The organism is Pseudomonas sp. EMN2 (genome assembly GCF_009650555.1).
Classification (GTDB): domain Bacteria; phylum Pseudomonadota; class Gammaproteobacteria; order Pseudomonadales; family Pseudomonadaceae; genus Aquipseudomonas; species Aquipseudomonas sichuanensis.
On sequence record NZ_VZZR01000116.1, the window covers coordinates 1 to 9,480 of the forward strand.

At 64.7% G+C, this 9,480-nt stretch carries 8 protein-coding genes and 2 tRNA genes; 8 read left to right on the forward strand and 2 right to left on the reverse strand.

Translation table 11 applies throughout. The features are described 5' to 3' along the window. Positions 1-125: 125 nt before the first annotated feature. The gene (locus tag F6X61_RS25720) at positions 126-1,883 is read right to left on the reverse strand and encodes a sigma-54-dependent Fis family transcriptional regulator (RefSeq protein ID WP_153789119.1); all 1,758 of its coding nucleotides are present in this window, start codon (positions 1,881-1,883) and stop codon (positions 126-128) included. Between the two features lie 224 nt (positions 1,884-2,107). Between F6X61_RS25720 and F6X61_RS25725 the strand changes: the two genes are divergently transcribed. The 6 genes from F6X61_RS25725 to F6X61_RS25750 are packed head-to-tail and all read left to right on the forward strand — an operon-like array spanning position 2,108 to position 8,024. Further along, positions 2,108-3,202 carry an ABC transporter ATP-binding protein gene (locus tag F6X61_RS25725; protein ID WP_153789120.1) on the forward strand — a complete coding sequence of 365 codons (1,095 nt, stop codon included), beginning with the start codon at positions 2,108-2,110 and terminating at the stop codon, positions 3,200-3,202. After that, on the forward strand, positions 3,202-4,299 hold the full coding sequence (locus tag F6X61_RS25730; RefSeq protein ID WP_153789121.1) for an ABC transporter ATP-binding protein: 1,098 nt from the start codon (positions 3,202-3,204) through the stop codon (positions 4,297-4,299). Before F6X61_RS25725 ends, F6X61_RS25730 begins: the two co-directional genes overlap by 1 nt. After that, positions 4,296-5,159: a carbohydrate ABC transporter permease gene (locus F6X61_RS25735; RefSeq protein WP_153789122.1), complete on the forward strand. Its 864-nt coding sequence runs from the start codon at positions 4,296-4,298 to the stop codon at positions 5,157-5,159. The genes F6X61_RS25730 and F6X61_RS25735 overlap by 4 nt, the downstream gene beginning before the upstream one ends. 3 nt (positions 5,160-5,162) lie before the next feature. After that, on the forward strand, positions 5,163-5,963 hold the full coding sequence (locus F6X61_RS25740; protein WP_153789123.1) for a carbohydrate ABC transporter permease: 801 nt from the start codon (positions 5,163-5,165) through the stop codon (positions 5,961-5,963). Between the two features lie 12 nt (positions 5,964-5,975). Continuing rightward, positions 5,976-6,245, forward strand: a complete 270-nt coding sequence (locus F6X61_RS25745) for a DUF2160 domain-containing protein (protein WP_153789125.1) — start codon at positions 5,976-5,978, stop codon at positions 6,243-6,245. 39 nt (positions 6,246-6,284) lie between these two features. Then, the gene (locus tag F6X61_RS25750) at positions 6,285-8,024 is read left to right on the forward strand and encodes an ABC transporter substrate-binding protein (RefSeq protein WP_153789124.1); all 1,740 of its coding nucleotides are present in this window, start codon (positions 6,285-6,287) and stop codon (positions 8,022-8,024) included. A 160-nt stretch (positions 8,025-8,184) separates the two neighbouring features. On the opposite strand, the gene folD is transcribed toward F6X61_RS25750, so the two are convergent. After that, the gene (folD, locus tag F6X61_RS25755) at positions 8,185-9,039 is read right to left on the reverse strand and encodes a bifunctional methylenetetrahydrofolate dehydrogenase/methenyltetrahydrofolate cyclohydrolase FolD (protein WP_110994358.1); all 855 of its coding nucleotides are present in this window, start codon (positions 9,037-9,039) and stop codon (positions 8,185-8,187) included. Between the two features lie 256 nt (positions 9,040-9,295). Here folD and F6X61_RS25760 point away from each other — a divergent pair. Continuing rightward, positions 9,296-9,372, forward strand: a tRNA-Arg gene (locus F6X61_RS25760). Between the two features lie 34 nt (positions 9,373-9,406). Then, a tRNA-His gene (locus tag F6X61_RS25765) sits at positions 9,407-9,479 on the forward strand. The last annotated feature ends 1 nt before the right edge of the window (position 9,480 follow it).

Sequence of the window (9,480 nt, forward strand, 5' to 3'; positions counted from 1 at the left end):
AGCTTGAAGCGCTCGGTGTACTTGCCCATAAATCCCCCAAGGGTTGGATTGGTGTCCAACTTCTTGGGGGCAGTCCAGTCTGTGGGAGCGGGCTTGCCCCGCGAGATTGCGTGTCATTCACCAGGCTATGCCAGCCCTCGAGCGCGCAGCCGCTTGTACAACGTCGTACGGCTGACCCCCAGCGTGCGGGCTACGGAAGAGAGGTTGCCATCGGCCAGGCGCAGCAGTTCACCCAGGTCGTTCGGTGCGTGTTCATGCGCTGCGCTTTCTCCGGCCTCGGCCAGAAAGCTGTTCGGCAGATGCTCCACCCCGACCGGCTGCTCGCCAGCCAATGCCAGCGCCACCTGCATCACGCTGACCAGTTCGCGCAGATTGCCCGGCCAGGGATGGCGCTCCAGCAACACCAGCACATCATCCGCCAACCGCTCGGGCTGGCCGGGCTCGCGATAGCGCCCATGCACCTCTTCAATCAGTGCACGGCGGTCACTGCGTTCGCGCAGCGCCGGCAGCACCAGCGTCAACCCGGCGATGCGGTAATAAAGGTCCTGGCGAAAACGCCCGGCGCGCACCTCGGCGGCGAGGTCGCGGTTGCTCGCCGACACCACGCGTATATCCAGTGCCACCGGCTCGCCACTGCCCAGCGGCTGGATACTGCGGGCCTGCAGTACTCGCAGCAGGCGGGCCTGGGTGGCCAGCGGCATGTCGCCGATTTCGTCGAGGAACAGCACGCCGCCGTCGGCCTTGCGGATCAGCCCGGGGTTGCCTTTGTGGTGGGCGCCGGTGAAGGCGCCTTTTTCGTAGCCGAACAGCTCCGACTCCACCAGCTCGGCCGGGATCGCCGCGCAGTTGACCGCGATCAGCGGCTGGCGCGCCCGGCTGCTGGCCTGGTGCAGGGCGTTGACGAACACCTCCTTGCCTACCCCGGTCTCGCCCTGGACCAGCAGCGGGATGTCCTTCTCCAGCAGCAGGCCGGCCTGGGCCAGCGCCTTGCTCACACGCGCATCCGTGGCGCTGGGCACACGGCGCGTGGGTGGCCGGCGTGGCCCCTGCCATTGGCAATGCAGGCGTTGGCGGCCATGGGCGAGCAGGGCGAAGGGGCGCCCTTCGGCGTGTTCGAGGACCTGCCGCAACGGCACCTGGAACAGCTGCGCCAGGTTCAGGTGGCGCGGGTCGGCGCCCAACAGGCTGTCTGCGCGGTGGTTGGCCGCACGCACCTCGCCGCGCTCGTCGAACAACAACAGGCCGGCCCAGGGGCTGTCGAGGTTGTCGGCGCCGGTGTTGAACAGCAGCTGCCAATGCTGCTCGCCGGGCCCGGCGAGGATCAGCCGGTTCTCCAGGCTCTGGCTGAGCATGCGCACCAGGCCCAGGGTCTGGGTGGCAGGCAGGTAGCCGTCACAGGCCACGTCGAGTACGCCGACCAGGCGCCGTTCGGCGTCGAACAGCGGTGCGGCGGCGCTGGCCATGTAGCGGTTCTGCCTTAGATAGTGCTCGTCCTGGCCGACATGGATGGCCTCGCCGCACACCAGTGCCGTGCCCAGCGCGTTGGTGCCGACGCCTTGTTCGCGCCAGCGTGCGCCAGGGCTGAAGGCGTGCTGCTGACGTGGGGCGACGAAGCGCCGGGTGCCCCAGGCGCCGAGCAGGCAGCCGCTGGCGTCGCCGAGCATCACCAGGTGGCTGGCGTTGCCCAGCAGGTGGGCGTATTGCGGCAGTACGTCGTCATGGGTGAGGCGCAAGAGGACTTGGTTGCGCTCGAGCAGGGCATCGAGCTCGGCACCGGTCAGGCAATCGAAGTCGGGCGCGTGCTGGGGCTGCAGGCCGTGCTCGCGGCAGCGCGCCCAGGAGGCCTGGATCAGTTGCGCGTGGGTCGAAACGGAGTGGGCCATGGGCCTGTCCTGTGGGCTGTTGTTTTTATTGGCGACCGCGATTGAGTGTCGTTCAGCGCTGTTCATTGTCAAACCCGAGGGTGTTCAGTTGTTCAGCGAAACTGTTCACTTCTGTACAAGCTGCGCGCCGTGCCAGGGGGCAAGATACCGGTATAGAGCGGTTGTGCCGGGCTGGCACGGAACTGGCTGGAGTGGCTGGACAATCATTACAAGAAGGCCACGCCATGTCCCTGGTGCTGGAGCAGGTACGCCGCAGTGTCGACAACCAGTTGTGGATCGACGACGCCAGCCTGCGTTTCGAGCCCGGCTCGTTCAACGTGCTGCTGGGCCGCACCCTGGCCGGCAAGACCAGCCTGATGCGCCTGATGGCCGGCCTCGACCGCCCGGACAGCGGCCGCGTGCTGATGGACGGCGAGGACGTCACGGGACGCCCGGTGCGTCAGCGCAACGTATCGATGGTCTATCAACAGTTCATCAACTACCCCACGCTCACGGTGTTCGAGAACATCGCGTCGCCGTTGCGTCAGGCGCGCATGGCCGAACCGGACATACAGCGGCGTGTACGCGAAACGGCCGAGATGTTGCGTATCGCGCCCTTTCTCGGGCGCCTGCCGCTGGAACTGTCGGGTGGCCAGCAGCAGCGCACCGCCATGGCTCGGGCATTGGTCAAGGACGCCTCGCTGATCCTGTTCGACGAGCCATTGGTCAACCTCGACTACAAGCTGCGCGAGGGCCTGCGCCAAGAGCTGCGCAGCCTGTTCGCCGAGCGCAAGTGCATCGCCGTGTATGCCACCACCGAGCCCAACGAGGCGCTGGCCTTGGGGGGCACCACCACGCTGCTGCACGAGGGCCGGGTGATCCAGAGCGGCCGTACCACCGAGGTGTACCAGCGACCCGCCAGCGTGCTGGCCGCCGAGCTGTTCTGCGAGCCGCCGATCAATCTGGTGCCCGGGCGCATCGTCGGCAACGAGGTGAGCCTGGCCGGTGCCGTGCACTTTGCCCGCACGGCCGACCTGCGCGACCTGGCGGACGGCGAATATCGTTTCGGCATCCGCCCCGGCCACCTGGCGCTGGTGCCGTCGCGCGACGATGACCTGGAGCTGGCGGTGCTGGTGGAGCTGGCCGAGATCAGCGGCTCGGAAACCTTCCTGCATGTGCGCAACGAGCACTGGCGCATGACCCTGCACCTGCCGGGCGTGCACGAGTATCAGGTGGACACGCCGATCCGCGTGTTCATCCCCACCCACAAGCTGTTCATCTTCGACAGCGCCGACGCCCTGGTGCAGGCGCCACGCCTGCGCGACGCGAGGAGCGCCTGATGGCCGAGATCCGCCTGCATCAGCTGGCTCACAGCTACAGCCGCTCGCCCACCAGCGCCGACGACTATGCCTTGCATGAGCTGGAACATGTGTGGGCCCAGGGCGGTGCCTATGCCTTGCTCGGGCCGTCCGGCTGCGGCAAGTCGACCTTGCTCAACATCATCTCCGGCCTGCTCGCGCCCTCCCATGGCGAGGTGCTGTTCGACGGCAAGGTGGTCAACGCCTTGACCCCGCAGCAGCGCAACATCGCCCAGGTGTTCCAGTTCCCGGTGGTGTACGACACCATGTCGGTGTTCGACAACCTGGCCTTCCCTCTGCGCAACCAGGGGTTGGACGAGGCGCGGGTACGTGCGCGGGTCGAGGAAATCGCCGAGGTGCTGGAGCTGGCCGCGGTGCTGCACAGGCGCGCACGCAACCTCAGCGCCGACGAAAAACAGAAGGTCTCCATGGGCCGCGGGCTGGTGCGCGACGACGTGTCGGCGATCCTCTTCGACGAGCCGCTGACGGTGATCGACCCGCACCTGAAATGGAAGCTGCGGCGCAAGCTCAAGCAGATCCACGAACAGTTCAACATCACCATGATCTACGTCACCCACGATCAGCTGGAGGCCTCGACCTTCGCCGACAAGATCGCGGTGATGCACGCCGGGCGCATCGTCCAGTTCGGCACCCCGCGCGAGTTGTTCGAACGGCCCCGGCATACCTTCGTCGGCTATTTCATCGGCAGCCCTGGGATGAACCTGATCGACGTGCGCGCCGAGGCCGACGGCGTGAGCTTCGGCGATGTGCATCTGGTGTTGCACGAAGGGGTGCGTGAGCGCCTGGCGATGTCCGAGGGCGGGCGTTTGCAGGTGGGCATCCGCCCGGAGTTCGTGCAGGTGTGGGAGCACCCCTTCGACAACGCGTTCGAAACGCGCGTGGTGGACGTGGAGGACCTGGGCACCTACCGCATTCTCACGCTGGTGCTGGCGGGGGTCACCCTCAAGGCGCGCCTGGGCGAGGACCGGGTGGTGCCCCATGGCCGGGCTTGGGTCAGCCTGCCGCCGCAATGGCTGATGCTCTACCTGGACGATCTGCTGGTGGAGGCCGAGGCATGAACAAGGTGCCGAACAACAAGGCCTGGTGGCTGGTGCTGCCGGTATTTTTGCTGGTGGCGTTCAGCGCCGTGATCCCGATGATGACCGTGGTCAACTACTCGGTGCAGGACATCTTCGACGCCTCCAACCGTTACTTCGTCGGCGCCGACTGGTACCGCCAGGTGCTGCGCGACCCGGCGCTGCATGATGCGCTGCTGCGCCAGTTCATCTATTCCGGGTGCGTGCTGGCCATCGAAATCCCGCTGGGCATCGCCATCGCCCTGACCATGCCGACCCGTGGGCGCATGGCGTCGGTGTGCCTGATCCTCATGGCCATCCCGTTGCTGATCCCGTGGAACGTGGTGGGCACCATCTGGCAGATCTTCGGCCGCGCCGACATCGGCCTGCTTGGCGCGACGCTGGCCAAGCTTGGGGTCAACTACAACTATGCCGGCGACCCGTTCGACGCCTGGGTCACGGTGCTGGTGATGGACGTGTGGCACTGGACTTCGCTGGTGGCGCTGCTGTGCTATTCGGGTTTGCGCGCCATCCCCGACGTGTACTACCAGGCCGCGCGTATCGACCGGGCATCGGGCTGGGCGGTGTTTCGCCATATCCAGCTGCCCAAGCTCAAGAATGTGCTGCTGATCGCGGTGATGCTGCGCTTCATGGACAGCTTCATGATCTACACCGAGCCGTTCGTGCTCACCGGCGGCGGGCCGGGCAACGCCACGACCTTCCTCAGCCAGACCCTCACGCGCATGGCGGTGGGGCAGTTCGACCTGGGGCCGGCGGCGGCGTTCTCGCTGGTGTACTTCCTGATCATCCTGCTGGTGTCGTGGCTGTTCTACACAGCCATGACCCACGCCGACAAGGAGTAGGCCATGAGCAAGCGCAAGACCCTGGTCCTGCTGTTGTACTTCTTCTTCCTGCTGGTGCCGATCTATTGGCTGCTGAACATGTCGTTCAAGAGCAACAGCGAGATCCTCGGTGGGCTGACCTTGTGGCCGCAGGTGTTCACCTTCGACAACTACCGGGTGATCTTCACCGATGCCAGCTGGTACAGCGGCTATATCAACTCGCTGTACTACGTGTGCCTGAACACGCTCATCTCGCTGACGGTGGCCTTGCCGGCGGCCTATGCCTTTTCGCGCTACCGCTTTCTGGGCGACCGGCACCTGTTCTTCTGGCTGCTGACCAACCGCATGGCGCCTCCGGCGGTGTTCCTGCTGCCGTTCTTCCAGCTGTATTCCTCGATTGGCCTGTTCGATACGCACATTGCCGTGGCACTGGCCCACTGCCTGTTCAACGTGCCACTGGCGGTGTGGATTCTGGAGGGTTTCATGAGCGGGGTGCCGAAGGAAATCGATGAAACCGCCTACATCGATGGGTACAGCTTCCCGCGGTTCTTCGTGAAGATCTTCATCCCGCTGATTGGTTCGGGGATCGGCGTAACGGCGTTCTTCTGCTTCATGTTCTCGTGGGTCGAGCTGCTGCTGGCGCGCACCCTCACTTCGGTGAACGCCAAGCCGATCGCGGCGGTGATGACCCGCACGGTGTCCGCCTCAGGTATCGACTGGGGTGTGCTGGCTGCCGCCGGGGTGCTGACCATCCTGCCGGGCATGCTGGTGATCTGGTTCGTGCGCAACCATGTGGCCAAGGGCTTTGCCCTGGGTCGGGTGTGAGGAGGGCGGATGATGGAGTGGATGGCCTGGACCCTGCCGACCGCGCTGTTCTTCTCGGCGATCGGCCTGGTGTTGATGTGCATGACCCTGTTCGAACTGCGTCGCCCGTGCCTGGAGCGTCGCGGTTTTCTGCCGATTGCCACGACCCGTGGCGATCGGCTGTTCATCGGCTTGCTGACCAGCGCCTACCTGCATCTGCTGGTGGTCGGGGTGAGCGACTGGCCGTTGTGGGTGGCCTCGCTGCTGTCGCTGGCGTGGCTGGTGGTGCTGCGCTGGGGTTGAGCCTGGGGCGATGGATCCTTCTGCAATCTGGAGATCACAATGTTCGATAACGACAACAAACGGCGACATTTGACCCTGGCCGCGCTGCTGGTGCTGGGCGGCCTGCACGGCACGGCCTGGGCCGACCAGTACGAAGACGCGGCGAAAAAATGGATTGGCAGCGAGTTCAAGCCTTCGACCCTTACGCCGGAGCAGCAACTGGAAGAGCTCAAGTGGTTCATCAAGGCCGCCGAGCCGTTCCGTGGGATGAAGATCAACGTGGTGTCGGAAACCATCACCACCCACGAATACGAGTCCAAGGTGCTGGCCAAGGCCTTTACCGAGATCACCGGTATCCAGTTGACCCACGACCTGCTGCAGGAAGGCGATGTGGTGGAAAAGCTGCAGACGCAGATGCAGTCGGACAAGAACATCTATGACGGCTGGGTCAACGATTCCGATTTGATCGGTACGCACTTTCGCTATGGCAAGGTGGAATCCATCACCGACCTGATGGCCAATGAGGGCAAGAACTACACCTCGCCGACTTTGGACCTGAAGGACTTTATCGGGATCTCCTTCACCACCGCGCCAGACGGCAAGATCTACCAGTTGCCTGACCAGCAATTCGCCAACCTCTACTGGTTCCGCGCCGACTGGTTCGAGCGCCCGGACCTGAAAGCCAAGTTCAAGGAGAAGTACGGCTACGAGCTGGGCGTGCCGGTGAACTGGTCGGCCTACGAGGACATCGCCAAGTTCTTCAGCGAGGACGTCAAGGAGATCGACGGCAAGCGGGTCTATGGCCACATGGACTATGGCAAGAAGGACCCTTCGCTGGGTTGGCGTTTCACCGACGCCTGGTTCTCCATGGCCGGCGGTGGCGACAAGGGGCTGCCCAATGGCCTGCCGGTGGACGAGTGGGGCATTCGCGTGGAGGACTGCCACCCGGTGGGCTCCAGTGTGACCCGCGGCGGTGACACCAATGGCCCGGCGGCGGTGTTCGCCACGCAGAAGTACGTGGACTGGATGCGCGCCTACGCGCCCAAGGAAGCCCAGGGCATGACCTTCTCCGAGGCGGGGCCGGTGCCGGCCCAGGGCAACATCGCCCAGCAGATTTTCTGGTACACCGCCTTCACCGCCGACATGACCAAGCCTGGATTGCCGGTGGTCAACGCCGACGGCACGCCGAAGTGGCGCATGGCACCCTCGCCCAAGGGACCGTACTGGGAGGAGGGGATGAAGCTCGGTTACCAGGACACCGGCTCCTGGACCTTCTTCAAATCCACCCCTGAGAAACAGCGGCTGGCGGCCTGGCTGTATGCCCAGTTCGTCACCTCCAAGACCGTGTCGTTGAAGAAGACCGTGGTCGGCCTGACGCCGATCCGCGAGTCGGACATCAACTCCCAGGCCATGACCGACCTGGCGCCCAAGCTGGGCGGGCTGGTGGAGTTCTACCGGAGCCCGGCGCGGGTGCAGTGGACGCCGACCGGCACCAACGTGCCGGACTATCCGCGCCTGGCGCAGCTGTGGTGGAGCCATATCGCCGAGGTGGCCAGCGGCGAGAAGACGCCTCAAGAGGCGCTGGACGGCCTGGCGCGGGATCAGGACCGCATGATGGAGCGGCTGCAGCGCTCCAACGCCCAGGCCACCTGTGCGCCGAAGCTCAACCCCGAGAAGGATGCCCAGTACTGGTTCGACCAGCCGGGGGCGCCGAAGCCGAAGCTGGCCAACGAGAAGCCCAAGGGCGAAACGGTCAGCTACAACGAACTGCTCAAGTCGTGGGAGGCGGCGCGCAAGTGATCGGTTAGCTTCACGGGCCTCATCGCGGGGCAAGCCCGCTCCCACGCGACATCGGACTGCATCGCGTGGGAGTGGGCTTGCCCCGCGATGGGGTTCCTGCAAAAACGCCAGGCAAAAAAAACGGCACCTGCCAGAGGTGCCGTTTTCGCTTTACGCCAACTTACTTGTGCAGCTCTTCAGCGGCATACAGCGTGTTTTCCAGCAGGCATGCGCGGGTCATTGGGCCGACGCCGCCGGGTACCGGGGTGATCCAGCCAGCGCGGGGCAGGGCGGTCTCATAGACCACGTCGCCGACCAGCTTGCCGTCTTCCTGGCGGTTGATGCCGACATCGATGACGATCGCGCCTTCCTTGACCCACTCACCCTTGACCAGGCCCGGCTTGCCGGCGGCGACCACCAGCAGGTCGGCACGGCCGACGTGGCCGGCCAGGTCCTTGGTGAAGCGGTGGCAGACGGTGACGGTGCAGCCGGCCAGCAGCAGTTCCATGGCCATCGGGCGGCCGACGATGTTGGAAGCGCCGACGATGACCGCGTTCATGCCGTACAGGTCCTGGCCGGTGCTTTCCAGCAGGGTGATGATGCCCTTCGGGGTGCACGGGCGCAGCAGCGGGATGCGTTGCGCGAGGCGGCCGATGTTGTACGGGTGGAAACCGTCGACGTCCTTGTCCGGGCGAATACGCTCGAGCAGCAGCGAGGCGTCCAGGTGCGCGGGCAGCGGCAGTTGCAGCAGGATGCCATCGACGGCCGGGTCGTCGTTGAGGCGGTCGATCAGCTCGGTCAGGGCCTGTTGGGTGGTCTCGCTGGGCAGGTCGAAGGCCTGCGAGATGAAGCCGACTTCTTCGCAGTCCTTGCGCTTGTGCGAGACATAGACTTGGGAGGCCGGGTCGGTACCGACCAGGATCACTGCCAGGCCTGGCGTGCGCAGGCCCTGCTGGCGGCGCTCCGCGACACGTTGCGCGATCTGCTTGCGCAGGTTGGCGGCGATCGCCTTGCCATCGATAAGGTGTGCAGTCATAGACGCGTGATTAACCATCGAGAAGGAAACATGAAGAAGCGCGCATTCTCGCACGACACGGCGCAAGGGCAAAGGCGGGTGGTCGGGCAAATCCCCTAACCCCTTCAATAATTTAAATTTTTTTCAGAAACATGTTGACGACTTTGAGGGTCGGCTATAAGATTCGCCGCACTTGTCGGGCACTGCCTGGCACGGGTTGGCAAAGTCGGACGGAATAAGCGGTTTGTTGGCTTGTTAAGTCGGACTGAAAGCTTAAGCGCCCGTAGCTCAGCTGGATAGAGCATCCGCCTTCTAAGCGGATGGTCGCAGGTTCGAGTCCTGCCGGGTGCGCCATTAGGCCTGGGCAAGTAAGCAGTAGCGCAATATGGTGGGCGTAGCTCAGTTGGTAGAGCGCCGGATTGTGATTCCGGTTGTCGTGGGTTCGATTCCCATCGTCCACCC

What these genes read in the sequence shown, in the direction of transcription:
- F6X61_RS25720 (WP_153789119.1), bottom strand. Translation starts at nt 1,883, where the DNA reads ATGGCCCACTCCGTTTCGACCCACGCGCAACTGATCCAGGCCTCCTGG.
- F6X61_RS25725 (WP_153789120.1), top strand. Translation starts at nt 2,108, where the DNA reads ATGTCCCTGGTGCTGGAGCAGGTACGCCGCAGTGTCGACAACCAGTTG.
- F6X61_RS25730 (WP_153789121.1), top strand. Translation starts at nt 3,202, where the DNA reads ATGGCCGAGATCCGCCTGCATCAGCTGGCTCACAGCTACAGCCGCTCG.
- F6X61_RS25735 (WP_153789122.1), top strand. Translation starts at nt 4,296, where the DNA reads ATGAACAAGGTGCCGAACAACAAGGCCTGGTGGCTGGTGCTGCCGGTA.
- F6X61_RS25740 (WP_153789123.1), top strand. Translation starts at nt 5,163, where the DNA reads ATGAGCAAGCGCAAGACCCTGGTCCTGCTGTTGTACTTCTTCTTCCTG.
- F6X61_RS25745 (WP_153789125.1), top strand. Translation starts at nt 5,976, where the DNA reads ATGGAGTGGATGGCCTGGACCCTGCCGACCGCGCTGTTCTTCTCGGCG.
- F6X61_RS25750 (WP_153789124.1), top strand. Translation starts at nt 6,285, where the DNA reads ATGTTCGATAACGACAACAAACGGCGACATTTGACCCTGGCCGCGCTG.
- folD (WP_110994358.1), bottom strand. Translation starts at nt 9,039, where the DNA reads ATGACTGCACACCTTATCGATGGCAAGGCGATCGCCGCCAACCTGCGC.